We start from the raw sequence: 22,904 nt of genomic DNA on the forward strand, positions 1-22,904 counted from the left end.
GGTGGCTGTCAAATTTATGGGACTATGTCTCATTTTTGGGATGGAGCCCATATTTTTTTAATTTGTTATGCAGGGTCTGTTTGGGGATACCCAGCAAGCGGGCAGCCTGAGTTAGCTGATTGCCCGCCTGTTGCAGGGCAGTTTGCAGCAGGCGAGTTTCCAGGTCTTGCAGGGCTTGTTTCAGGGGCAATAGCGGCTGGGCAGGTTGGGGAAGCGGAGCCGGGTCCAGCAGACCGGGGTGTTCCCGGGGTAAATCAGCCTGAGTGAGCAGGGGACCATCAGCCAGGTTGACTGCACTTTCAATGACATGCTCCAGCTCCCGTACATTACCGGGCCAGTTATGGCGGTAAAACAGTTCCAGCACCTCCGGGGCAAGGCCCTGGATATCCTTTTTCAGCTGTTGCCGGTACTTATGGATAAAGTGTTCAGCCAGCAGTGGTATATCTTCCTTGCGTTCCCGCAGGGGCGGCAAATGAAAGAAAATCACATTCAGGCGGTAGTAGAGATCCTGGCGCAGCCGCTTTTCCTGCAATAGTTTGAGGGGATGTTCATTGCTGGCGGCAATCACCCGCACATTTACTGTTCGGGTCATAGTGTCACCAATACGGCGAATAACCCCATCCTGCAGCACCCGTAAGAGTTTGGCCTGCAGATCCCTGTCCAGGGAATTGATTTCATCCAGAAAGAGGGTACCGCCATCAGCCAGCTCAAACAGGCCGGGTCGGTCTTTGGCCCCGGTGAAACTGCCGGCAGCAGTGCCGAAGAGCAGGGATTCCAGCAGGGTAGGGGGCAGGGCAGCACAGTTCTGGGCAATAAAGGCGTGCTGGCGCCGTTCCGGGCAGGCATTATGGATGGCCTGAACCAGCAGTTCCTTGCCAGTACCTGTTTCGCCATAGATGAGGATAGGGGAGGGACTGGCGGCTACCTTGCGGGCCCGGTGCAGAATATCCTGCAATACCGGGTTATGGGTAAGAATATCGGCAAAGGTATAACGGGTTCCATTCCCCCGGGCTTTGCCAGGATTTTTGCGGCCAGCCAGTTCTTTTTGCAGGGCCAGGATTTTTTCGGACAGCTGTACTACCTGGGTCAGGTCCTTGAAGATTTCCACTGCTCCCACCAGCTGACCGTCTTCGAACATGGGGATGGTGGAGGTGACAGTGGCCACCTGTTTACCCTGATAGTTGGTATAGTGCTGGACATGATTGAGCAGCGGCTGACGCTGCCGTAAAACATAGTAGAAGGTGCTGGTTTCTTCCGTCAAACCGGGAAAGACCTCCAGGATATTTTTGCCGATGGCGGCTGCCGGGTCGATGCCAGCAATATTGGTGGCCGGCTCGTTATAGAAGATGATATTGGCCTGAGTGTCGGTAACAATGATGCCTTCATCCAGATTGGACAGGATTATATCCAATAGATGTTTGTAATCCACTTTGGTTGCCCCCTTGTTGCTGGCGATATACGTGAAGAATTCTCCACAGCCGGGGGAAGTCCTTTTTTTAACACATCTTTTCTGGACGCCAGAAATACCAGGAAACCTGTAACACAAAACCAAACCACCTCGCCGGACAGGCAAGGTGGTTTAGCTTTAGTCCTGGATTATCCGTATAGCCCCTGCTTCTTTCATCAAGGCCCGCACTTTGTCTCCTTCCCCTTTGGGAATCTCCACTGCTATCAGGATGCCGGCCTCTTCCTCCAGGCCATTAATTGAGCCGGCAAAGCTGCTCAAATCCGCCAGCCGCTCAGTTTCTGTTTGTACCCAGATTACATCCTGCACTGCCTTTTCCGGTGGCAGAGGCAGGGGTTTTTCCCCGATATTGCTGACGATCAGGTCCTGACGGTCCAGGCCGATCTGGTGCAAAGAATCAATGAGGGCACTGGCTTGCTGCTGGTCAGGCATTACTGCGATTATGCGCATAGTCTCACCTCCGCCTTTATTATGCCCGCTTGTGATAGCTTTAACCCGGATTGTTAACTTCACATAATTATGCTACAATGATTTTGATAAACAATGATTAAGGGGCTGATTACTTATGCCTGAGATTCGACCAATTAAGGACTTAAGAAACACAAATGAAATTTAACAGGAGGAAATAAACTTGCGAATAGCAGCTGCTGCGGTTAACAGCTATGAATATAAAGAAGTGGAAAAGGGAATAGAAGAGGTATTGGCCTGCTTCGGAGGGATCGAGGCTCTGATCCGGTCAGGGGAGAGGGTGCTCATCAAACCCAATATGCTGGAAGGACTGCCTCCGGAGCGAGCAGTAACCACCCATCCGGAAGTAGTAAGAGCGGTAATTCGTCAGGTAAAGAGGGCCGGCGGCATACCTTTAGTCGGAGATAGTCCTGGAATTGGCAGTGGCATGAAGGCGGCGGAAAAAAACGGCATAGCCGGGGTATGCCGGGAAGAAGGAGCGGAATTGCTGGCATTTGCCGAATCAGCGGAGTATTCCTTTCCTGAGGGAAAAGTAATCCGCAAGTTCCATTTGACCGGTGAACTGCAACAGGTGGATAAAGTTATCTCTCTGGCCAAAATGAAGACCCATTCCTTTATGGGCATCACCGGGGCCGTCAAGAATTTGTTTGGCTGCATAGTGGGTCCAGGCAAAGCTCAGTTTCACCTGCGCCTGAAGCGACGGGACGATTTTGCTGCTATGCTGGTTGACCTGGCCCTGCTGGTTAAGCCGGTTTTTTTCCTGGTAGACGGAATTGTTGGGATGGAAGGCAATGGCCCCCGTAATGGTTCGCCTATTCAAGCGGGAGTGATTTTGGGCGGCACTAATGGCTTTGCTGTTGACCTGGTCATGGGTCAGATGATGGGTTTCAACAGTGAGGAATTGCCGGTATCACGGCTGGCTCTGGCCCGGGGGCTGGTACCGGGGTTGAAGAGGATTGAAGTGGTAGGCAGTGGCCGGGAGTTACGCTGGGATTTTCAGCCCCCCTATAACCTGGAGTCTCTGGATGGGCGGGTCCCGCCTTTTCTGGTCCGCTTTTTCCAGAATCAGTTCACCTATCGGCCGGTTATGAATGAAAAGTGTACCGGTTGCAGCCGTTGTGCTCAGCATTGTCCACCGCAAGCCATAAAGATCGAAAATGGGAAAGCGATGGTAGACTATGAGCAATGTATTCGCTGCTATTGTTGCCAGGAACTCTGTCCCTTTGATGCTGTTATTCTGGAACAGGGATTATTGCTCAAACTGTTCGGTCGGAAAAAGTAACCAGATGCCAGTGGCAGGCATATACTAAGACAAGAAGCTTAATCAGAGCAGAAGGGATTATTGGGTCAGCTACAGCTAGCGGTATTTATGGCCTGGCTAAAGCGGCTATTAAAGAACAAACAACCCCGTGAGTACCAGGGCTCACGGGGTTTATTTTATGATCTGCACACGCTTTTGTTTACGCAGCACCAGGCGCCAGTAGATGCCTTCCCAGCCGGTGAGGGAGTGGTCATTAACAATTTGTTTGGACATTAACTCAAAAGGGCTGCGCGCTACCAGTTGTTCTACTTCTGCTTCGGTAAGGCAGCAAAGCTCGGGCAGGCCACAGCCGGGGATATCGGTCCAGAGGGCGGTAAAAACGGCAATTCCACCGGGTTTAAGCACTCTCCAGGCCTCATCTAATACCTGCTGCCGGTTTTCCTCGATGCTTTCTGTAAAAACATGAAGGAGCCCAAAGCTGTAAATGGCATCAAAGGAGAATTCCCGAAAGGGCAGATTAAGGGCATCAGCCACCAGGCACTCGAACTCTGCTTTTAAAGCCAGCCTACCGATAGCTTCAGCATCAATGTCTACAGCTACCACTTGCAGGCCTTGTTCAAAAAAATACAAGCTATCCCGCCCATTGCCACACCCCAGGTCCAGAACTGGGCCTTTGGTAGCATGGAAAAGGGGAAGAACCCAGCGGGCAGTCTGGCTGGGTGGAGTATTTTGCGCTTTTTCACTGGCAAGCAGAGTATGAAAATCAAAGGCCATGGGCTGGTTGCCTCCTGTAATTAGACATATCCTTATACAATTTACCAGTTTTATGCTAGATAATCAACAGGAAATTTCACGAAAAAACAAAATATGTGTCTGTATTTTATGCAGGGCAAAAAACTTGCATTTTTGCCTAAAATCAGGTATTATAAGGAATGTGTTAGCACTCTATTTAATTGAGTGCTAATAGTACATAAAGAGGAGGTTTCTCAGTGATGATTAAGCCGCTTGGAGACAGAATTGTCATTAAGCCCTTGGCATCGGAAGAAGTAACTGCCAGTGGGATTGTGTTACCCGATACAGCCAAGGAAAAGCCCCAGGAAGGGGAAGTAGTAGCTGTCGGCAATGGCCGTCTGCTGGAAAATGGTGAGCGGATAGCCCCGGAAGTCAAAGTAGGTGACCGGGTGGTCTACTCCAAATATGCCGGTACTGAAGTGAAATTTGAAGGCGAGGAATATCTCATCCTGAATGAACGGGATATCCTGGCTGTAATCGAATAATAAGGGGGTTTAGCAAGTGGCGAAGCAGATTATTTTCGGTGAAGAAGCCCGTCGGGCTCTGGAACGGGGGGTAAATACCCTGGCTGAAGCTGTGCGGGTAACTCTGGGCCCCAAAGGCCGCAATGTGGTTCTGGAGAAAAAGTTCGGTTCCCCGCTGATTACCAATGACGGGGTTTCCATCGCCCGGGAAATCGAACTGCCCGATCCCTTTGAAAACATGGGTGCCCAGCTGGTCAAGGAAGTAGCGACCAAAACCAATGATGTAGCCGGTGATGGTACCACTACTGCGACTGTGCTGGCCCAGGCCATTATCCGCGAAGGTTTGAAGAACGTAGCTGCTGGTGCCAATCCCATGATCCTGAAAAAGGGGATTGAGAAGGCTGTAGCCGTTGCTGTTGAGGAAATCAAGAAAATGGCCCGTCCGGTGGAAAGTAAAGAAGCTATCGCCCAGGTTGCTTCCATTTCCGCTGCTGATCCGGAAATCGGCAACCTGATCGCTGAAGCCATGGAAAAAGTGGGTAAGGACGGGGTAATCACCGTTGAGGAATCCAAAGGTATCGGTACCACCCTGGATGTTGTGGAAGGGATGAATTTTGACAGGGGTTATATCTCCCCCTATATGGTAACTGATGCCGAGCGCATGGAAGCGGTGCTGAATGATCCCTTTATTCTGATCACTGATAAGAAAATCAGCTCCATTCAGGAAATTCTACCTGTTCTGGAGCAAGTAGTGAAAACCGGTAAGCCTTTGTTGATCATCGCTGAAGATGTGGAAGGGGAAGCCCTGGCTACCCTGGTGGTTAACAAACTGCGGGGCACCTTTAACTGTGTGGCTGTCAAGGCTCCTGGTTTCGGCGACCGCCGCAAGGCTATGTTGGAAGATATCGCTATTTTGACCGGTGGCCAGGTTATCTCCGAAGAACTGGGCCGCAAGCTGGATGCAGCTAACCTGTCCATGCTGGGTCGGGCCCGTCAGGTCAAGGTAACCAAGGAAGAAACCGTGATTGTGGATGGGGCTGGCTCTGCTGAAGAAATTCAGAAGCGGGTGGCCCAGATCCGCAAACAGTGGGAAGATGCCACTTCCGAATATGACAGGGAAAAACTACAGGAACGGCTGGCCAAACTGGCCGGTGGGGTAGCGGTAATCCAGGTGGGGGCTGCTACTGAAACTGAAATGAAGGAAAAGAAACTGCGCATTGAAGATGCTCTCAATGCTACCCGGGCTGCTGTGGAAGAAGGAATCGTCGCCGGTGGCGGTACCGCTCTGGTGGATGTAATTCCGGCTCTGGCTGCCATTGAGGCTGAAGGCGATGAAGCTACCGGTGTGGCTATCGTCCGCAAGGCCCTGGAAGAGCCTCTGCGTCAGATTGCCAATAACGCCGGTCTGGAAGGCTCCGTAATAGTTGAAAAAGTCAAGAGCATTGATCCTGGTATTGGCTTCAATGCTTTGACCGGTGAATATGTAGATATGATCAGTGCCGGTATCGTGGACCCGGCCAAAGTTACCCGTTCTGCTCTGCAGAATGCTGCTTCCATTGCTGCTATGTTGCTCACCACTGAGTGCCTGGTAGCCGATGAGCCCAAAAAAGAAGAACCGGCTATGCCCGGTGGCGGCATGCCTCCCATGATGTAAGCCAAAAGAAGGCAGGGATAATTCCTGCCTTCTTTTTATGTGTCATCGTCAAGAAAGTTTTTGGCGAACTCAGCCTGGTCCAGCAAAACCAGGGTCTGATATTCATTGACCAGCAGTTTAAGCAATTTTAAAAGCTTATCAATAATTTCTCCCGTTTTCACTGTACGCTCTACAGCTTCATCGATTTCGCTGCGATGGGAGAAGGCGTTGGCGCTGAGCTGATTGGCGGCACTGGCCATAGATGAATAGGCGGAGGCAAGGGTACCGAGAAAGCTGATGGTTTCCGAGAGCCGCTGTTTGACATACTGTAGAGCAGTTTCGGTTTCCGGGGGAAGCAGATTGCGAAATTGCTGCTCTTCCTGGCTCATGCCGCCATTCCTCCTTTCACCCTCATTTTATGCATGGATGGGAAGAAAAAGAAATATATCTTATAGTAATGGAAGGAGGGATTGGTGTGGAATGTAGCAGATGGGAAGGTCAACTGCGGGAGGTGATGGTGCAGGCAGTCTGTGCCCGCGGTGAGAAAAATCATATCCTGGAGTTTCAGCTCAAGCCCCTGCATCCAGCCAGCAAAGTCCTGGGCTGCTGGGCGGCAGATCATAACTTTTCCGGTTCTATAATTGGCGATACTGTGATTATAAATGGTGATCTGGAGCTGACCGTCTGGTATGCCTATGAGCAAAACCAGAAAACGGAGCTGCTGAGGGAGAGGCTCAACTATCTCTGTGAGATCGAACTGGAGAACCTTACTGGTCGGCTGGAACAGGGGGAAGAATTGCATTTAACTGAGGAAAAAGAACCCCAGGTCAGCTCTTATTATCTGGAGGAAGAAGAGATCAAGGGTGCGGTGGAGATAGGTTTTACCGCTGAAATCATGGGATTGACCAAATTGCGGGTATTAGCTTATCCTGCCGAAGAAGATTAAGAAAAAAGAAGGAAAAAGAAAAAAACTGTCGAAAATACAATTAAGAGAAAGAGAGAAAGTGCAAGTTGTTACGAGGAGGGAATATGATGGACTGGCGCCGGATTGCGCTGGCTGTAACCGTTGGGTTGGGGCTTGTCCTTTTTTTATTTGGTTGTAGTGGGGACAAGCCAAAAAAGGTAACTGAACGACAACCGGCGGCTGTCAGCCAGGAACAATTGAGAGCTTTTGTTACCACTCTCTCCGGGGTAATAAACAAGGAAGCAGAAGGGTATCAGAAGCTGACTGACAGTATCAAGGCCCTGGGATATGGGAAAACAACACCGGCCCAAACCAAACAGGAAGCCGAAAAACTTCTGGCTTTGAACCAGCAGTTGAGGCAGGAACTGGATGGCCTGCAAACCACTACCCGGGAAATGGAGGAAGCGGAAGGCAATATCGCTACCTGTATTTATTTGCGCAATCAGGTAGTAGAGAAATTTGTTCAGCGCCTGGCCAAATCTCCTGCGCCCAAAACCAGTGAACTAAATGGGGTTTTAAAAGAGTTACGGGAGTCAGAAAGTTTTGCTGAAGCTGCCTCCGGCAAGCTGGCTGTTTTGAAGCAACAGGCAGGCATGGAATAAGGGTTTGCGAAAACCGGCTCAAGCTGGTTTTTTTTTCTTTCTTCATAGGCATAGACTTTTTTCACCGAATTAGGTTATATTTAAGGCAGGGAGGAATGAAAAATGGCCAAAAATACCCGCAAACAAACCTTATTATCTTTTGCCAAGTTATTTGGGGCTGCGTTACTGGGAGCTATCGGACTGGATCAGGTCAAAGAAGGGCTGGTATTACTGGCAGCGGTGCCGGGGACATCCTGGCCGGAAGCTCTGGTGCGTTTGGGCCTGGGCTCGGCAGCATTGCTGTTTGGGCTTTATGTGATATTGCGTTTTGTTTACCACTATGACAAGGCACGGGGACGGGTCAAAAACAAAATCAAGTTTCTGGAGTAGATGAGAATGGATAAAAAGTTTAAGATCACTATCTATTCCAAAGAAAATTGTTGCCTATGTGACAAGGCTAAAGCCATTATCGACAGGGTGAAGCGTTACTGGGAACTGGAAGTGGAAGAAGTGGACATCACCATGGATCCGCAGCTGTTTGAGCTGTATAAGGAGAAAATTCCGGTAGTGGCCATTGATGGTGAACCGATATTTTTCGGTAAAATCAGCGAACTCTGGCTCAAGCGGGAACTGGCGAGGAGAGGAGAGTGAGAGCTTTGGAATTGAAACTGGACGAGCTGGCCGGTCTTTGTGAAGGGCTGGACTTGCCTGCCTACTGGGTGGACCGTTATGGTTTTATCCAATGGGCTACATCTGCTGCCCTGCAGCGTTTAGGCTGGCCGGAAGGGCTCTGGCAGGGACGGCGGATCAGTGAAATGATGCCCCAGAGCCGGATTTTTGAGGTCCTGGCCGGAGGGCAGTCTCTGCGCTGTCGGGAGCTGACCTATATTGGAGAAACAATCCAGATCTCCTATCAACCTTGCTGGCGCGATGGGGAACTGCTGGGAGTCTGGGCGGTGATCGAACAACAGGAAAAAAGCTGTCTGGAACTGGAAGAAGAAGAAATAGGCGCTTCCCGACTCTTAATTCAAATGTATGAAACGCTGCTGGGTGACCTTCTATTAGGGCTGGCGGTAGTGGACAGCAATGGGGTCATCATTACCGTCAACCAGTACTGGGAAAAACTGTTCGGTGTCAATCTGGCTGAAATCCAGGGTATGCCTCTTAAAACCCTTTTTCCCGAAAGTAACATGGGTCAGGTACTGGCTACCGGTCAGCCCCGGATCGGGGAAACCTGGACCAGGGATGATGAAGTCTATTTCCTCTCTGAATTGCCTTTACGTTGCGGTGAATTGATTATTGGCGGCCTGGTCAAACTGGTGCCGGTGGAAAATGTCGAAACCCGGGATCTGGTGGCTCGCTATCAATTGCTGGAACGGAAGCTGCTTTTTTACCAGAGTGAGCTTTCAGCTTTAAAGCATGAGGAAGACCCCTTTGTGGCCATTATTGGCGAAAATCCGCACATGGTGAAAGTTAAGAATATGGCTCGCAAAGTGGCTCGCGGTGATGCTACGGTTCTGATTCTGGGAGAAAGCGGTACCGGAAAAGAGGTTTTCGCCCAGGCCATACATCGGGCCAGTCCCAGGGCTGATCAGCCTTTTATCAGTATCAACTGTGCTGCGATTCCGGAAAATCTGCTGGAAGCTGAGTTGTTTGGTTATGAGGAAGGGGCTTTTACCGGGGCGGTAAAAGGCGGTAAGGCCGGCAAGTTTGAACTGGCTCATGGCGGAACCCTCTTTCTCGATGAAATCGGGGATATGCCGCTGGCCATGCAGGCCAAAATCCTGCGAGCCTTGCAGGAGCGCCAGATTGTCCGCGTAGGCGGACACAAGCCCATTCCTGTGGACGTTCGGCTGATCGCCGCTACCAATCGGGATCTGGTAGCCATGATGCAGGCCGGGGAATTTCGCAGCGACCTTTATTATCGCTTGTCAGTAATAACTTTACAGTTGCCGCCACTGCGGGAGCGGCGGGATGATATTCCGGCCCTGGTTAAGATGTTGATTGAGAAGTTTAACAAAAAGTATCTGACTTCAGTAGAGGGTTATGACAAGGAACTGGAACGATTTTTGCTAAGTTATAGTTGGCCGGGGAATGTGCGACAGCTGGAGAATGTGCTGGAATATGCTTTTAATATGCTGGAACCAGGGCAGAAACTGCTTACTTTGCAGGATTTGCCGGAACAGGTTACCGGGGGTGGACCGCTGGGAGAAAATGACCTGCGCCTGGAAACAGTAGTAGCGCGGGCGGAGAAAAAGGCGATTCTGCAGGCACTGCAGGCAACCAGAGGCAATCGGATGGAAGCGGCCCGGCTACTGGGGATCCAGCGTTCAGCCTTTTATCAGAAGTTGAAGAAATATGGCTTGTCCGGCAAGGAGGAGGACCATGATTAAGCGATTGATGGATGCGGCCAGACAATTGCATAAAAGTACCGGTACCGTGCCGCCCCCGTCAGCGCTGGAAGATATGATGCTGGATTTGACCCGGCGGGCTTTGCATCTGGCGCGCGGTAAAGCCGAGCGCTGGGTATCCACTACCTGCGGGTATTGCTCTACAGGCTGTGGGCTCTTGCTGGGACTGGAAGGGGATACCCCGGTGGCGATCCGTGGTGATGAGGCCTGTGCAACCAACCGGGGCCAGCTCTGCATAAAAGGAGCCTATCAGTGGCGAACTCTCCGGCATCCGGAACGGGCTACCACGCCAATGGTCCGCAAAAACGGACAGCTGGTGCCGGTTTCCTGGGAGGAAGCTTTGCAGGTTGTTGCCGACAAAATACGGGAAGCTATAGCGGAACAAGGGCCGGAAGGAGTAGGTATTTATGGTTCCGGTCAGCTGACTCTGGAGGAGAATTATGCCCTGACCAAACTGGCACGGGGGGTACTGAAAACACCTAATTTTGATTCCAATACCCGACTCTGTATGAGCGGGACAGTACAGGGGTTGATCAAAGTTTTTGGTGCTGATGGGCCACCGGGTTGTTATGAAGATCTGGACCTGGCGGATTGTTTGTTGATTTTCGGTTGTAATCCGGCGGAGATGCATCCACAGCTGTGGCGGCGTATGCTCAAGAACAAACTGGAACGAGGAGCCCGCTTGATAGTAGTTGATCCGCGCCGCACCATTCCAGCACGAGTAGCAGATTTACATTTGCAGCTACGGCCAGGTACTAACATCTATTTGCTAAACGCTATTTTGCATGTACTGTTCCGGGATAATTTAATTAACCGGGAAGAAGTAGCCCGGCTGGCGGTCGGCCTGGAACGGGTAGAAGAAATCGTGAAAAAATATTCTCCAGCAGAAGTGGCTCCCCTTTGCGGGGTGGCGGCAGTGGATATTGAGCAGGTGGCTCGCTGGATTGCTGAAGCCAAGGCAGCTACCACTGTTTTTGTCCAGGGGGTTACTCAAAGTGCTGCCGGGGTGGAGGCTGTTTCCACCATTTGTACTCTTCATTTGCTGACCGGACATATTGGACGCCCGGGAGCGGCGCCTTTTTCCCTGACGGGGCAGGCGGCGGCCATGAGTGCCCGGGAGGTGGGAGCCAGTGGTTTTCTGCCTGGTTACCGCAACTGGCAGAATCCCCGGCATCGCCAGGAAGTGGCTGTTTACTGGGGGATTAAGCCGGAAGAATTACCCGCAGGTACCAATGACATTGGTACCATGCTGGACATGGTAGCCGAGGGCAAACTGAAGGTAATGTGGAATATTGCCACTAACCCGGTGGTTTCCCTGCCCGAGCAGGCAAGGGTTCGGCCTTTGCTGGAAAAAGTATTTCTCATCGTGCAGGATATCTTTTATCCAGTAGAAACCGCGCAGTATGCTGATGTTTTCCTGCCTGCTGCTCAGTGGGGCGAGAAAACCGGTACTTATACCAACTCGGAACGGCGGGTGAACCTGGCGGAACGGGCGGTGAATCCGCCGGGAATGGCCAAAACGGATCTGGAAATCATTCAGCTGGTAGCAAAACGACTGGGAGCTGAAGAGGCTTTTGCCTGGCCGGATCCGGAAGCGGTTTTTGAGGAGTGGAAAGGACTGTCCCGCGGTCGGCCCTGTGATATGAGTGGTATTACCTATGGCTTGATCCGCCAGGAGCGGGGAGTACAATGGCCTTATCCGGCCGGGGGTGTTAGCCAGCAGCGGCTCTATACTGATGGACATTTCTGGACTGATCCGGAACAGAGCCAGAGTTACGGTGATTTTAATCAGGCTGCGGGCAAGGCCTGGCTTTTTGCTACGGATATACCAGGGGAAATTTTGCGTCCAACTGAGGAATATCCTTTTTATCTAAATACCGGCCGGATTATGGAACATTACCATAGCCGGACCAAAACCAAACGCATTCCCGAGATTCAGCAATTAGCGCCAGAACCCTTTCTGGAAATCAATCCGCTGAACGCTCAGTCCCTGGGCATCAAGGAAGGAGAAAAGGTACGGATTGTTTCTCCCTGGGGGACGGCCGTTGCCCGGGCACGCTTGTGTGACACCGTTGCTCCCGGCCAGGTTTTTCTGCCCTTTCACTTCGGAGATGCCGATTACCAGCAACCAACTGCGGGCAACAACCTGATCGGCAATGTAGTTAACCCTCTCAGCCGTCAGCCATTGTTCAAACTGGGAATCTGTCGCCTGGAAAAGTGTCCTGATTAACGGACACTTTTCCGCATTTTTGGACACTTTTTATTCAAGAGGCGGTAGCCAGGTTACAACCGGTAAGTGGCATAAAATTTGCTAACTCAATATTTGCCTGGAGTAATTCTATAACATAAAGTGAAGAGAAAAACTTTCTCAAAGCGAAGGAGGGAAAAAGGATGTTCCAACAACAAGGCAAAGGGATTTTGCTGGGAGCCGTGCTGATGCTGGCTTTAGTAGTTTTGTTTACCGGCGGCATGGCTTATACTGACAGCGGTGCGTTTTGCAGCAGTTGTCACGTTATGGCAGAAGCCCATAAATCCTGGCAAAACTCGTCTCACCGGGAGCTCAAATGTAATGAGTGCCACGCCCCCCATAACCTGGCGGCAAAAATCCCCTTTAAGGCAAAAAGTGGCCTCAGAGACGTCTGGGCGGTAACTTTAGGGGATGTACCGGCCCAGATTAAAGTGACACCGGAATCGAAAGCAGTTATCCAGGCTAACTGTGTTGAATGCCATCGCACTACAGTGAGCCGGACCCACGTGGAAAAACTTTCCGGCCAGGATTGTACCTTCTGTCACCGGGGTCTGCCCCACGGCAGAACGCAAAAATAGCAGAGGAGGGATACATATGTGGCAAAAGGCGAAAAAATGGTTATTAATCGGTATGTCCATTACCAGCATTTTTGCTCTGGCTGCCTGTGGTTCTAATACCAGCAGTCAGCAGGGTGGGGTTGGCTTAAGTGAGGAAGAAGCTGTAGATTCATCTTTATGGAAGGATAAATATCCCCTGCAGTATGCCAGCTATCTGAAAAACAAAGAGGGCGGGATGACAGAATTTGGTGGATCTGATAAGGTTCCCAAGGCGGATACAGAGCCGGAAATCAAGAAGCTGTTCGCTGGCTATGGCTTTTCCAAGGATTATAATGAAGACCGGGGTCATGTTTATGCCGTTGAAGATGTAACTTCCACCAAGCGCTTAAAACCCAATACCCCGGCAACCTGTATGACCTGTAAATCCACCCAGGTGCCCCTTTTCTACAAAAAACTGGGTGAAGATGGGTATTATAATACCTTGTTCAGCGATATCGCCAAACAGACTAAACATCCCATTGGCTGTTCTGATTGCCATGATCCCAAAACCAATGAACTGAGAGTTACCCGTCCTGCTTTCATCGAAGCGATGAAAAGAAGAGGTATTGATGTCACCAAGGCAACCCGCCAGGAAATGCGCAGCTACGTTTGTGGTCAATGTCACGTGGAATATTATTTTGATAAAGGGAAAGTATTAACTTTCCCCTGGGATAATGGTTTTGGTGTGGATGATATTGAAAAGTACTATGATGCCAAGCAGGGCTTCAAGGATTGGGAACATCCTGATTCCAAGGCACCCATGCGGAAGGTACAGCACCCCGAATTCGAATGGTGGATTACCGGTACCCATGGTACTGCTGGTGTAGCCTGTGCTGATTGCCATATGCCCTACATGCGGGATGCTTCCGGGGAAAAATATTCTTCCCACTGGTGGACCAGTCCTTTGAAAACTCTGGAACAGTCTTGTACCAAGTGCCATACCCAGGGCACAGACTGGCTGAAACAGAAAGTACATGATATCCAGTCCCGGACCTGGGAATTGCAAACTATTGCTTCCAAAGAAATTGCCAAGGCTCATGACCAGATCAAACTGGCTCTGGCTACTCCCGGGGCAGATCAGAATCTGATTGCCCAGGCTCAGCGCAAGGTAGTGCAGGCCCAGTGGCGCTGGGACTGGATTGCAGCGGAAAACTCCCGCGGTTTCCACAACCCCGATATGGCTCTTAACACTTTAGGTAAAGCTATCCTGATGGCCAAAGAAACTCAGGAACTGGCTCAGCAGGCGATGGCCAAAGGGCAAAAGGCACAACCGGTTAAACCGGCCCAATAAAGAAGAGTTCCCGGCAGTTAATGCCGGGAACTTTTTTGCATTGGTATGATTTTTGCATATAAAAAAGATTGAAAAGGAGGTGGCGGGAACAGGATGGAGAGAAAACGGCAACTGGCCCATTTACTTGGGGGCGGCATAGCCATGTTTGTTCTCCTTTTTTTGACCAAAAACCAGGGTTTTTCACTGGCAGCCCCCTCGTTTGGTGCCTCGGCTATGCTGATTTTTGCCCTGGGAAAGGGTCAGCCGGCTGAAGGGAAAAATGCTTTCTGGGGACAAGTCCTGTCTGCCTTGGCCGGAGTGACAACAGCCAAAATCCTGGGCACTACCTGGTATGCAGTAGCGATAGCGGTTTTTCTGGCTTTTCTGGTAATGCTGGTCACCGACACCTTTCACCCTCCTGGGGGTGCTACTGCCTTCCTGGCCTGTGATACAGGCCAGGGCTGGTGGTTTGTGCTCCTGCCCGTAGCCAGCGGAATAGGTATCATGCTGCTTATCCGTTATATATCCTACCGGCTCACTGAATTAATTCCTGAATCCCGGGTTGAGGTGGAGGAAGGATAACAGGTGTCCTGAAAGATGGACAGTTTTCTTTCTGATTGCACAGTAGTGGAGCAAGCAAAGTTAGCTCATTTTCCTGAAAGGTGGTTTTTCTTAGTCCAATGGAAGTCAAATTTCTCACACAAATTGGTACTGGGAGTTCTGCTACTCAGGTTAGAGAGGTTTTATTAGCTGCTGTGAAAGCGATTGTGCAGGCAGTGGGAGAGCGGGACCGTTATACCAGACATCATTCTCAGAATGTGGCTGAATATGCTAAAATCATTGCCCGTGAGCTGGATTTGCCGTCGGAACAGGTGGAGAGTATCTATCTTGCTGCCTTGTTTCACGATATAGGTAAAATTGGGGTTCCCGACCAGGTTTTAAATAAACCAGGCAAATTAGAGGAAAACGAACTGCTACTGATTAGAGAACATCCATTGATTGCTGGCCGCATTCTGGAAAGTTTCGGCGAGTTCAGGGATATTCTCCCTGCCATTACGCAACATCATGAACACTGGGATGGGAGCGGTTATCCTTTTGGTTTAATTGGGGAAGCTATTGATTTGGGTGCCAGGATAATCGCTGTTGCTGATGCTTTTGATGCCATGACCAGCGATCGAATCTATCGTCCGGGAATGCCTCAGGCCCAGGCCATTGACATTTTGAGTAAAGGAGCGGGTCAACAGTGGGACTCCCGGGTGGTGAACGCTTTTATTAACTGGTGGGAAAAAACCTATAATCCCCGGGGTCGGCACGACTGGCAAATGAAACATATACAGACTATTTATCAAAACTTTTTAAAGGATACGACTGGTGGAAAAGTATTACTCCTTGACGAAAAAGAGATCGAGCAATTTCTCAAACCTCTGCAGTGTTTTGCGGAGCTGCCCATCGAAAATGGTTTGCATTTAAGCTGGTCAAGGCAGTTATTCAGTGACTGGCTGGGGGAGCTGGGACTGGACCAGGTATATCAACAGACCTATCAACTGGTCTTCTCTGAGCTGGTTAGCAATATGCTCAAACACGCTGAGAAAGGGACAATCCAGTGGGGCCGAAATAGTGCCGGGGAAATTGTACTCATTGCCAATGACCAGGGCCAGGGTTTTGTGCTGGAAAAATTGCCGCAGAGCATCATGGTCAGCGGTTTTTCCACCAAAAAGTCCCTGGGCTGGGGACTTCCTTTTATACTGGAGCATTGCCGACAACTGGTAATTGCGAAAACGGAAAGCGGTACCTTTATTGCAATCAAACTTGGTTGTGAACAGATTGAAGACATGGGCCAGACTATTTAGGTGTCCATTTTGGTGGACTGAGTTCCATTAATAAGCACAATTTTAATATGCAAAGCCGTGCTAAACCGCCTCGGGCTGGTTGGCACGGCTTTTGCTTTGTTGTTGGCCGCAAACAACAGCGTTTGCATACCTTTGTGAAGGGAGGGAACAAAGTGGAAAAAATGTGGCGTACTGCAACAAATCTGATGGTTTTTCTCACCTTACTGGCAGTTGCCACCATTGGCCTGATGGGCAAATACTGGCTAATCGGTGATAGCCGCGGAGTTTTCATCTATGGTGGCATCTTTTTTATGATTTCCGGTATTGCTCTCTATGTCTGGAAAAGTACAGTATTTCCCAATGAGGAGGTAGAATGGCGTGACTAAACAACAGGACATGTCCAGGCGCAAGTTTTTAACCCTCCTGGGGGGTATACCGCTGGCTGGTATTGTAGTATCATCCACCTCAGTCTTTACCCAGTATCTGTATCCCCCTGAATCCCTGCGGACTCCACCCAAGCCAATGGAGGTGGCAGCTGAAGGGGAGTTAAAGGTAGGGGAGCTGAAGGAATTTGAATACAATGATGCTCCGGCGGTACTGGTGCAGGTGAAAGAAGGGGAATACAAGGCCTTTTATCGCAAATGCACTCACCTGGGCTGTGTAGTGATTTTTAACCAGGAGCAAAAAGTTTTTGATTGCCCCTGCCATGGCGGCAAATTCGATTTGAACGGCAATGTGTTGGCCGGGCCACCGCCGGCTCCCCTGACCCAGCTGGCAGTTAAAGTCGATGGTGGCAAGATTATCGTCAGTGAGAGGAGTGCGTAACCGATGAAAGCCTGGTTGATCGAACGTTTTGGCACCGGCTGGCTGGAAACCTGGAAGGAGATCAAGGAACATCCGGTTCCGCCTCATGCCTTGAATCCCATCTATTGTCTGGGTGGCTTAACCTTTCTCTCTTTTTTGATCCAGGCTGTGACCGGAATCATTCTAGCTCTTTATTATCGGCCCACACCGGAAGAGGCCTATGCTAGTATTCAGTTCATTATGGAGCAGGTTTCCTTTGGGGCCATGATTCGTTCTGTTCATCACTATGCGGCTAATATCATGGTTTTGCTGGTCATGTTGCATATGCTGCGGGTCTTCTATACCGGTTCCTTTAAAAAACCGCGGGAACTGAACTGGGTAGTAGGGGTATTGCTCTATCTGCTCACTCTCGCCTTCGGTTTTACCGGCTATCTGTTGCCCTGGGACCAGGTAGCTTACTGGGCTTCAGTGGTTGGCACCGAAATCATGGGTGGAGTACCGGTAATTGGTAAATACCTGATGATTTTGGCCCGTGGTGGATTGAAAGTTACTGAATTCACCCTCACCCGTTTCTATGTCGCCCATGTCATTATCCTGCCCTTGCTGGCTATCCTCCTGATGGGTTTGCACTTCCTGATGGTAAGGCTGCAGGGTATATCGGAAGAACTGTAAGGGGGATGGAAAATGGCAAATAGCAAATACAAAAAAGGCACTATTCCCTTTATACCAAACCATTTGCTGACTGAAGTTGCGGTTGCCCTCTTTTTTATCGGTATCATCCTCTTTTTATCCGGGCTTATTCCCCGGGAACTGGGCGAGCCGGCCAACAAGCTGGCTACCCCGGAACATATCAAGCCGGAATGGTATTATCTCTGGATGTTTGAAATGTTAAAACTGATCCCCTCCAAGATTTTAGGACTACTGGCTTCCGGGGCGGTATTCGTAGTTCTAGCTCTGATCCCCTGGTTGGATAAGAGCCCTTATCGCCGGCCCAGCCAGCGGCCAGTGGCTTCAGCAGTAATGGGCCTGGCAGTAGTAGCAGTCATTATCTTGACTATTATGGCCTGGTAAGAGAAAAAAGGAGGCGAGGCCCATGCTGGATAAAGCCTGGGCGCTGATTGGCGGGGCTCTCGGTTATGGCGTTTTACGCATGCTGAAAGATAAAAACGGGCTGGTGCGTCCGCCGGGAGCCCTGGAGGAAACAGCATTTTTGGCTACTTGTGTACGTTGTGGGCAATGTGCCACCGCCTGTCCCTATCAAGCGATTAAGATTGCCGGTCCAGGCAGTGGTTTTGGAGTTGGCACTCCCTATCTTGCTGTCAGGGAAAATCCCTGTCGCCTCTGTGCTAATTTTCCTTGCATCAAGGCTTGCCCAAGTGGAGCTTTAAAGCCGGTCAAGGAACGGAAAGCAGTACGCATGGGAGTAGCTCGCTTAAACCGTAAAACCTGTTTATCCTGGCAGGGGATGCGCTGTGAAATCTGCTATCGCAATTGTCCTTTCCTGGATGAAGCAATTTACCTGGATTTGCAGCCCAACAGGAAAACCGGCTATCATACCATTTTTCAAGTTTGGGTCAATGAAGAAAAATGTACCGGCTGTGGAATCTGTGAACACTCCTGTCCGGTGGAACAGGCGGCAATTGTCGTTGACCCGGAGGGGCGGTGAACAAGATGAGGAAATGGACCTGGTTACGGCGGCTGGTGCAGGTACTGGTGATCGGATTACTACTAAGTCAGTTATTTGGTTTCAAATTTTTCAGCGGTGACCTCAATGCTTCCAACCTGCTGGGTATTCCCCTGACCGACCCCCTGACAGCGCTGCAGTATCTTTTACTGGGCCAGCTGGCAGGAAAAATCTTGCTGGGAGCACTGTTGATTACAGCCTTCTACTGGCTACTGGGGGGTAAGACTTTTTGTAGCTGGGTTTGTCCGGTGAATACCGCAGGAGAACTGCTGGATAAGTTGCGCCACTGGCTGGGGCTGCCGGAGCGAAAACTTGACCATGGCTTAAAATACCTGGTGCTGGGGCTGGTGTTGCTTTTAACCCCCATCCTGGGCTATCCGGCCTTTGCTCCCTTTAATCCAGTGGGTCAAACCAGTATGGCCCTGGCCTTTGGTCTGGCAGGAGCACTGGTGCCCCTGTTGCTGGTGCTTGCTTTTGAGTTACTGCTTTACCGGCGGGGCTGGTGTCGTAGTCTCTGTCCCATTGGAGCCTTTTATGCCTTGCTGGGGCGACTGAGTCCCTTCGTAGTCACCTACCGGCAGGACCAGTGTGTGAATTGCCGGGCCTGTGCCCGGGCCTGTCCCATGGGAGCTGATACTTTAAACGGCCCTCTGGTGCAGAAGGAAGCGCTGGTTACTGACTGGGACTGTACCCGTTGCGGCAGTTGTATTGATGTCTGTCCGCAACAAGCTCTGCAATATGGCTGGAAACTGAAGCGAAAGGGGAGAAAAGACCAATGAATTTATCCCGTCGGGATTTTATCAAATCTATCGCTGCTGCTACGGCAATGGCAGCTGCCGGTTGTTCAGCACAAAAGCCAGGAGAAAAGGTGGGCCTGGATAAAGGCACGGTAGAAGTGGATGAATGGCGTAAAGCCACTTGCCGCTTCTGTGGTACCGGTTGCGGCATTATGGTCGGGATCAAGGATGGCAAGGTTGTAGCTAACAAGGGAGACAAGGAGTCACCGGTTAACAAAGGGCTGAACTGCGTAAAAGGCTATTTTGTCCGCAAGATTTTGTATGCTGAAGACCGGCTGAAAAAGCCCTTGATCCGCAAAAACGGCAAGCTGGTGGAGGCCAGCTGGGAGGAGGCCCTGGATCTGGTGGCCCGGAAGTTCAAGGAAGCCATTGATCAGTACGGTCCAGACTCCGTAGGGATGCTGGCTTCCGGACAGATGTATGTCTGGGAAGGATATGCGGCAGTCAAACTGTTTAAAGCTGGTATCGGCACTAACAATATTGACCCCAATGCCCGTTTCTGTATGGCCAGCGCTGTTGCCGGTTTCATGACCACCTTTGGCAAGGATGAGCCCATGGGCTGCTATGAGGATATTGAACATGCCAATGTCTTTATCACCTGGGGCAACAATATGGCGGAAATGCATCCTGTGCTTTTCTCCCGGGTAACCGCGCGCAAGCTGGCTGACAAAAGCGTGATAATGATCGATATCGCGACCCGCCGTACCAGGACTACCGAGATTGCTGATGAATATCTGCAATTTGTTCCCGGTACTGACCTGGCGGTAATGAACGGGATCGCTAATGTAATTATCAATGAAAAACTTTATGATGAAGAATTTGTCAGCAAGCATTGTGTCTTCAAACGGGGTAAAGAAAATATCGGCTATGGTCTGGAAGACGGGGCTAAATTCAAGGATGAGCCGCAGCCCATGACCTTTGATGAGTACAAGGCTTATGTGGCCAAATATACTCCTGAGTATGTCCAGCAATTAAGCGGCGTCCCGGCAGACAAAATTCGCTGGCTGGCTCATCTCTTTGCCGACAAGAGCAAACGCATTATGTCTTTCTGGACCATGGGCTTTAACCAGCATGTACGGGGTACCTGGGCCAACAACCTGGTCTATAACCTCCACCTGCTGACCGGACAAATCTGTAAACCGGGAGCCACCCCATTCTCCCTGACCGGCCAGCCCAGTGCCTGCGGTACAGCCCGGGAAGTCGGTACTTTTGCCCATCGCCTTCCGGCCGACATGGTGGTGGAAAATCCCGAACACCGGGCCATTGCTGCGAAAATCTGGAATGTGCCAGTGGAAAAGATTCCGGCTCAGGTGGGTTTCCATGCTACGGAAATGCTGCGGGCAGTGGACTATGGCAAGATTAAGGTGCTGTGGGTGATGTGCAATAACCCCCTGGCTGCCGCTCCCAAAGCCGGTCGCTGGCGCAAGGCTTTTGAAGAAAACAAGGCGTTCCTGGTAGTATCTGATGTTTATCCCAACCAGACCACCAAATTTGCCGATGTCGTGTTGCCGGCAGCCATGTGGGTAGAGAAGGAAGGTATGTACGGCAATGCCGAGCGACGGACCCAGCATCTGGCCAAGTGTACTTTGCCTCCTGGCGAAGCCAAGGACGATCTGTGGCAAATCATCCAGATCGCCAAACGGCTGGGCTATGGTGACCTCTTCAACTATCCCGGGGTGGACAAATATGATGGCGCTCATCCGGAAGGGGAAAGCGAGTTGAAAAAAGCCCTCTGGGAAGAATATCGCCAGTTTACCATCGGCAAGGGCAAGGACCTGGCTCCTTATGAAGAGTATGTCAAGCACCGGGGCCTGCTCTGGCCGGTAGTGGACGGCAAAGAAACCAAACGGCGCTATGTGGAAGGGGAAGATCCCTATGTCAAGCCCGGGGAAGGCATTAAATTCTATGGTAACCACAAGGAAGGGGACCGGGCTGTTATCTGGGCCCGTCCTTATGAGCCCCCGGCAGAAGTGCCCGATGCCGAATATCCCTTCTGGCTCTGTACCGGCCGGGTGCTGGAGCACTGGCATACCGGCACCATGACCCGTCGGGTTCCGGAATTGAAAAAAGCGGTGCCCAATGCCTATGTGGAAATCAACCCGGCGGATGCGGAGCGGCTGGGTATAAAGAATGGCGATCTGGTCAAGTTGACAACCAGGCGCGGGTCCATTACCGCTCCCGCTATGATTGACGGGCGGGGCAAGCCGCCGAAAGGCTCTGTCTTCGTACCTTTCTTTGATGAGGAAATTCTTATTAACCTTCTAACTCTGGATGCTTTCTGTCCTATCTCAAAACAGCCTGACTATAAAAAATGTGCGGTGAAGGTGGAAAAAGCATGATCAACCGCCGGCAATTTTTCAGCTCCCTGGGTTTGAAAACTCTGGACTGGGCCAGACAAGCTCTGGTCCAGCTCCTCAGCCAGGAAGACCTGTGGCTGCGGCCTCCAGGTGCCTTACCGGAAGAAGCCTTTTTGTTAGCCTGCACCCGCTGTGGACAGTGTGTCAATGCCTGTCCCCGGGGGTGTCTGAGCCAGCTGGGGCCTGAAGCAGGGACAGCTGTGGGCACACCGATCCTGGCATTTATAGCTGGCAAGGCCTGTAATCTCTGCGGACAATGTGCAGCCAGCTGTCAAAACGGAGCCCTGGCTTCGAACCAGGTGGGAAAAACCCTGATAGCCAGGCTGGATGCAGAAAGATGTTTGGCCTGGCAGGGAGCAATGTGCCGTGTGTGTTATGAGAGTTGTCCTAAGTTGGGAAAAGCATTGATTTTAACAGATTTTCAATACCCCACGGTAATTCAGGAGGAATGTGACGGATGCGGGTGCTGTCAACTGGCCTGCATTCAGTCCGATCCGGCAATAGCCATAAGGAGGCGAGAAGATGGCCAGCAATAAATACTTGCTACCAATGATCTTTACCATACTGGTTACTATCCTGTTCGGCGCTACCTTCGCTCTCAGCTGGGAACCTTTTATCGCCGGCCCGCCGCCGGCGAAAGTAAATCCGCCCACTATCCCCCATACCCTGCAGGGACGGGAAGGGAAATGCATACTCTGTCATAAAGATGCCGCCGGGGTTAAAATCCCCCGCACTCCCCATCCCGACCGGGCGAACTGTCTCCAGTGCCATGTCCCCAATTAAATAAAGGTGGTGGACGCGATGGTGATTTCCGGATTGTACATTCAAGTTAAGGAAGAGATGATGGAAGAGGTGGCAAAGCAGCTGGCTGCTCTGCCCGGGGTAGAGGTGCATGGCTGCTTTCCGCCGGGAAAAATTATTATTGTCCTGGAAAGCAAAAATGAAGATGATGCCCATGAAATGGTAAGCCAGACTATTGTCAACATTCCCGGTGTCCTGGGGGCTTACCTGGCCTATTGTAATTTTGAAGAACTGGTGAGCTGAAAGAGGGCTCCTGCCCTCTTTCAGCTTGGAGAGGAGGTTAGAAGATGATTACCTGCAAATGCGGTTATCAGCACCATGACACAAGCAAAATCATCAACAAACGCGATTTGCATGGCCGCCTGCGCCCTGAGTGTGCTATCTGCGGGCGACGGATTATCATCCGTTCCGTTTCTCCGCGGGAGTACAAAGACTTGCTCAGCCGGAATAGAGCCAGTTAACAGGGACCCCTTGGAGCA

At 50.9% G+C, this 22,904-nt stretch carries 28 protein-coding genes; 24 read left to right on the top strand and 4 right to left on the bottom strand.

Translation table 11 applies throughout. The features are described from left to right. Positions 1 to 22 precede the first annotated feature (22 nt). Both CTH_RS02890 and CTH_RS02895 read right to left on the bottom strand, forming a co-directional pair. Entirely contained in the window at positions 23 to 1,429 is a 1,407-nt protein-coding gene (locus CTH_RS02890; RefSeq protein ID WP_078665884.1) for a sigma-54 interaction domain-containing protein, read from the bottom strand. Between the two features lie 156 nt (positions 1,430 to 1,585). Further along, positions 1,586 to 1,915: a hypothetical protein gene (locus CTH_RS02895; protein WP_078665885.1), complete on the bottom strand. Its 330-nt coding sequence runs from the start codon at positions 1,913 to 1,915 to the stop codon at positions 1,586 to 1,588. A gap of 181 nt (positions 1,916 to 2,096) precedes the next feature. Here CTH_RS02895 and CTH_RS02900 point away from each other — a divergent pair, with 181 nt between their 5' ends. Then, complete coding sequence (locus CTH_RS02900) at positions 2,097 to 3,215, top strand: DUF362 domain-containing protein (protein WP_078665886.1); 1,119 nt, start codon at positions 2,097 to 2,099, stop codon at positions 3,213 to 3,215. A 150-nt stretch (positions 3,216 to 3,365) separates the two neighbouring features. Here the strand turns inward: CTH_RS02900 and CTH_RS02905 are convergent, their stop codons facing one another. Further along, a complete protein-coding gene (locus CTH_RS02905; RefSeq protein WP_078665887.1) occupies positions 3,366 to 3,968 on the bottom strand; it encodes a class I SAM-dependent methyltransferase in 603 nt (200 codons plus the stop codon). A gap of 218 nt (positions 3,969 to 4,186) precedes the next feature. Here CTH_RS02905 and groES point away from each other — a divergent pair, with 218 nt between their 5' ends. After that, positions 4,187 to 4,471, top strand: a complete 285-nt coding sequence (gene groES / locus CTH_RS02910) for a co-chaperone GroES (protein ID WP_107752981.1) — start codon at positions 4,187 to 4,189, stop codon at positions 4,469 to 4,471. Between the two features lie 16 nt (positions 4,472 to 4,487). After that, the gene (gene groL, locus CTH_RS02915; RefSeq protein ID WP_078665889.1) at positions 4,488 to 6,104 is read left to right on the top strand and encodes a chaperonin GroEL; all 1,617 of its coding nucleotides are present in this window, start codon (positions 4,488 to 4,490) and stop codon (positions 6,102 to 6,104) included. 35 nt (positions 6,105 to 6,139) lie between these two features. On the opposite strand, the gene CTH_RS02920 is transcribed toward groL, so the two are convergent. Beyond that, on the bottom strand, positions 6,140 to 6,472 hold the full coding sequence (locus CTH_RS02920) for a hypothetical protein (protein ID WP_078665890.1): 333 nt from the start codon (positions 6,470 to 6,472) through the stop codon (positions 6,140 to 6,142). Between the two features lie 86 nt (positions 6,473 to 6,558). Here CTH_RS02920 and cotE point away from each other — a divergent pair, with 86 nt between their 5' ends. The 21 genes from cotE (at position 6,559) to CTH_RS14085 (ending at position 22,886) form a co-directional block, all read left to right on the top strand. After that, on the top strand, positions 6,559 to 7,029 hold the full coding sequence (gene cotE / locus CTH_RS02925) for an outer spore coat protein CotE (RefSeq protein WP_159071804.1): 471 nt from the start codon (positions 6,559 to 6,561) through the stop codon (positions 7,027 to 7,029). Positions 7,030 to 7,115: 86 nt separating this feature from the next. Next, positions 7,116 to 7,649: a hypothetical protein gene (locus CTH_RS02930; RefSeq protein WP_078665892.1), complete on the top strand. Its 534-nt coding sequence runs from the start codon at positions 7,116 to 7,118 to the stop codon at positions 7,647 to 7,649. Positions 7,650 to 7,751: 102 nt separating this feature from the next. Then, the gene (locus CTH_RS02935; RefSeq protein WP_079906348.1) at positions 7,752 to 8,018 is read left to right on the top strand and encodes a DUF2627 family protein; all 267 of its coding nucleotides are present in this window, start codon (positions 7,752 to 7,754) and stop codon (positions 8,016 to 8,018) included. 6 nt (positions 8,019 to 8,024) lie between these two features. Further along, a complete protein-coding gene (locus tag CTH_RS02940) occupies positions 8,025 to 8,279 on the top strand; it encodes a glutaredoxin family protein (protein WP_079906349.1) in 255 nt (84 codons plus the stop codon). Continuing rightward, positions 8,276 to 10,021, top strand: coding sequence for a sigma 54-interacting transcriptional regulator (locus CTH_RS02945; protein ID WP_107752983.1), 1,746 nt, complete (start codon positions 8,276 to 8,278; stop codon positions 10,019 to 10,021). The genes CTH_RS02940 and CTH_RS02945 overlap by 4 nt, the downstream gene beginning before the upstream one ends. Continuing rightward, positions 10,014 to 12,269: a molybdopterin oxidoreductase family protein gene (locus tag CTH_RS02950; protein WP_207656825.1), complete on the top strand. Its 2,256-nt coding sequence runs from the start codon at positions 10,014 to 10,016 to the stop codon at positions 12,267 to 12,269. The genes CTH_RS02945 and CTH_RS02950 overlap by 8 nt, the downstream gene beginning before the upstream one ends. A 161-nt stretch (positions 12,270 to 12,430) precedes the next feature. Next, positions 12,431 to 12,865: a cytochrome c3 family protein gene (locus CTH_RS02955; RefSeq protein ID WP_078665896.1), complete on the top strand. Its 435-nt coding sequence runs from the start codon at positions 12,431 to 12,433 to the stop codon at positions 12,863 to 12,865. A gap of 16 nt (positions 12,866 to 12,881) precedes the next feature. Continuing rightward, positions 12,882 to 14,174, top strand: coding sequence for an ammonia-forming cytochrome c nitrite reductase subunit c552 (locus CTH_RS02960; protein WP_318262745.1), 1,293 nt, complete (start codon positions 12,882 to 12,884; stop codon positions 14,172 to 14,174). Positions 14,175 to 14,267: 93 nt separating this feature from the next. After that, the gene (locus CTH_RS02965; RefSeq protein ID WP_078665898.1) at positions 14,268 to 14,735 is read left to right on the top strand and encodes an HPP family protein; all 468 of its coding nucleotides are present in this window, start codon (positions 14,268 to 14,270) and stop codon (positions 14,733 to 14,735) included. 98 nt (positions 14,736 to 14,833) lie between these two features. Further along, positions 14,834 to 16,003: an HD domain-containing phosphohydrolase gene (locus CTH_RS02970; RefSeq protein WP_107752985.1), complete on the top strand. Its 1,170-nt coding sequence runs from the start codon at positions 14,834 to 14,836 to the stop codon at positions 16,001 to 16,003. Between the two features lie 152 nt (positions 16,004 to 16,155). Continuing rightward, positions 16,156 to 16,368 carry a hypothetical protein gene (locus tag CTH_RS02975; RefSeq protein WP_078665900.1) on the top strand — a complete coding sequence of 71 codons (213 nt, stop codon included), beginning with the start codon at positions 16,156 to 16,158 and terminating at the stop codon, positions 16,366 to 16,368. Then, positions 16,361 to 16,807 (top strand): QcrA and Rieske domain-containing protein, encoded by a 447-nt coding sequence (locus CTH_RS02980; protein ID WP_079933179.1) that lies wholly within the window; start codon positions 16,361 to 16,363, stop codon positions 16,805 to 16,807. Before CTH_RS02975 ends, CTH_RS02980 begins: the two co-directional genes overlap by 8 nt. A gap of 3 nt (positions 16,808 to 16,810) precedes the next feature. Then, positions 16,811 to 17,458 carry a cytochrome b N-terminal domain-containing protein gene (locus CTH_RS02985; RefSeq protein WP_079906356.1) on the top strand — a complete coding sequence of 216 codons (648 nt, stop codon included), beginning with the start codon at positions 16,811 to 16,813 and terminating at the stop codon, positions 17,456 to 17,458. 12 nt (positions 17,459 to 17,470) lie between these two features. Then, the gene (locus CTH_RS02990) at positions 17,471 to 17,857 is read left to right on the top strand and encodes a cytochrome b family protein (RefSeq protein ID WP_078665903.1); all 387 of its coding nucleotides are present in this window, start codon (positions 17,471 to 17,473) and stop codon (positions 17,855 to 17,857) included. Positions 17,858 to 17,879: 22 nt separating this feature from the next. After that, positions 17,880 to 18,452 carry a 4Fe-4S dicluster domain-containing protein gene (locus tag CTH_RS02995; RefSeq protein ID WP_078665904.1) on the top strand — a complete coding sequence of 191 codons (573 nt, stop codon included), beginning with the start codon at positions 17,880 to 17,882 and terminating at the stop codon, positions 18,450 to 18,452. A gap of 5 nt (positions 18,453 to 18,457) precedes the next feature. Next, a complete protein-coding gene (locus tag CTH_RS03000; protein WP_107752987.1) occupies positions 18,458 to 19,249 on the top strand; it encodes a NapH/MauN family ferredoxin-type protein in 792 nt (263 codons plus the stop codon). After that, positions 19,246 to 21,606: a molybdopterin-dependent oxidoreductase gene (locus tag CTH_RS03005; protein WP_078665906.1), complete on the top strand. Its 2,361-nt coding sequence runs from the start codon at positions 19,246 to 19,248 to the stop codon at positions 21,604 to 21,606. Before CTH_RS03000 ends, CTH_RS03005 begins: the two co-directional genes overlap by 4 nt. Further along, on the top strand, positions 21,603 to 22,160 hold the full coding sequence (locus tag CTH_RS03010; RefSeq protein WP_159071805.1) for a 4Fe-4S binding protein: 558 nt from the start codon (positions 21,603 to 21,605) through the stop codon (positions 22,158 to 22,160). Before CTH_RS03005 ends, CTH_RS03010 begins: the two co-directional genes overlap by 4 nt. Next, positions 22,147 to 22,407: a hypothetical protein gene (locus CTH_RS03015; RefSeq protein ID WP_078665908.1), complete on the top strand. Its 261-nt coding sequence runs from the start codon at positions 22,147 to 22,149 to the stop codon at positions 22,405 to 22,407. The genes CTH_RS03010 and CTH_RS03015 overlap by 14 nt, the downstream gene beginning before the upstream one ends. 18 nt (positions 22,408 to 22,425) lie before the next feature. Further along, the gene (locus CTH_RS03020) at positions 22,426 to 22,668 is read left to right on the top strand and encodes a chaperone NapD (RefSeq protein ID WP_078665909.1); all 243 of its coding nucleotides are present in this window, start codon (positions 22,426 to 22,428) and stop codon (positions 22,666 to 22,668) included. 44 nt (positions 22,669 to 22,712) lie between these two features. Further along, positions 22,713 to 22,886 (top strand): hypothetical protein, encoded by a 174-nt coding sequence (locus CTH_RS14085; RefSeq protein ID WP_159071806.1) that lies wholly within the window; start codon positions 22,713 to 22,715, stop codon positions 22,884 to 22,886. Positions 22,887 to 22,904 lie beyond the last annotated feature (18 nt).

The sequence above is a fragment of the Carboxydocella thermautotrophica genome, from assembly GCA_003054495.1.
Taxonomy (GTDB): domain Bacteria; phylum Bacillota.

Coding starts and splice junctions, on each gene's coding strand:
- CTH_RS02895 (WP_078665885.1), bottom strand. CDS start 1,915: ATGCGCATAATCGCAGTAATGCCTGACCAGCAGCAAGCCAGTGCCCTC.
- CTH_RS02905 (WP_078665887.1), bottom strand. CDS start 3,968: ATGGCCTTTGATTTTCATACTCTGCTTGCCAGTGAAAAAGCGCAAAAT.
- groES (WP_107752981.1), top strand. CDS start 4,187: ATGATTAAGCCGCTTGGAGACAGAATTGTCATTAAGCCCTTGGCATCG.
- CTH_RS02920 (WP_078665890.1), bottom strand. CDS start 6,472: ATGAGCCAGGAAGAGCAGCAATTTCGCAATCTGCTTCCCCCGGAAACC.
- CTH_RS02930 (WP_078665892.1), top strand. CDS start 7,116: ATGGACTGGCGCCGGATTGCGCTGGCTGTAACCGTTGGGTTGGGGCTT.
- CTH_RS02935 (WP_079906348.1), top strand. CDS start 7,752: ATGGCCAAAAATACCCGCAAACAAACCTTATTATCTTTTGCCAAGTTA.
- CTH_RS02940 (WP_079906349.1), top strand. CDS start 8,025: ATGGATAAAAAGTTTAAGATCACTATCTATTCCAAAGAAAATTGTTGC.
- CTH_RS02950 (WP_207656825.1), top strand. CDS start 10,014: ATGATTAAGCGATTGATGGATGCGGCCAGACAATTGCATAAAAGTACC.
- CTH_RS02955 (WP_078665896.1), top strand. CDS start 12,431: ATGTTCCAACAACAAGGCAAAGGGATTTTGCTGGGAGCCGTGCTGATG.
- CTH_RS02960 (WP_318262745.1), top strand. CDS start 12,882: ATGTGGCAAAAGGCGAAAAAATGGTTATTAATCGGTATGTCCATTACC.
- CTH_RS02965 (WP_078665898.1), top strand. CDS start 14,268: ATGGAGAGAAAACGGCAACTGGCCCATTTACTTGGGGGCGGCATAGCC.
- CTH_RS02970 (WP_107752985.1), top strand. CDS start 14,834: ATGGAAGTCAAATTTCTCACACAAATTGGTACTGGGAGTTCTGCTACT.
- CTH_RS02985 (WP_079906356.1), top strand. CDS start 16,811: ATGAAAGCCTGGTTGATCGAACGTTTTGGCACCGGCTGGCTGGAAACC.
- CTH_RS02990 (WP_078665903.1), top strand. CDS start 17,471: ATGGCAAATAGCAAATACAAAAAAGGCACTATTCCCTTTATACCAAAC.
- CTH_RS02995 (WP_078665904.1), top strand. CDS start 17,880: ATGCTGGATAAAGCCTGGGCGCTGATTGGCGGGGCTCTCGGTTATGGC.
- CTH_RS03000 (WP_107752987.1), top strand. CDS start 18,458: ATGAGGAAATGGACCTGGTTACGGCGGCTGGTGCAGGTACTGGTGATC.
- CTH_RS03005 (WP_078665906.1), top strand. CDS start 19,246: ATGAATTTATCCCGTCGGGATTTTATCAAATCTATCGCTGCTGCTACG.
- CTH_RS03010 (WP_159071805.1), top strand. CDS start 21,603: ATGATCAACCGCCGGCAATTTTTCAGCTCCCTGGGTTTGAAAACTCTG.
- CTH_RS03015 (WP_078665908.1), top strand. CDS start 22,147: ATGGCCAGCAATAAATACTTGCTACCAATGATCTTTACCATACTGGTT.
- CTH_RS03020 (WP_078665909.1), top strand. CDS start 22,426: ATGGTGATTTCCGGATTGTACATTCAAGTTAAGGAAGAGATGATGGAA.
- CTH_RS14085 (WP_159071806.1), top strand. CDS start 22,713: ATGATTACCTGCAAATGCGGTTATCAGCACCATGACACAAGCAAAATC.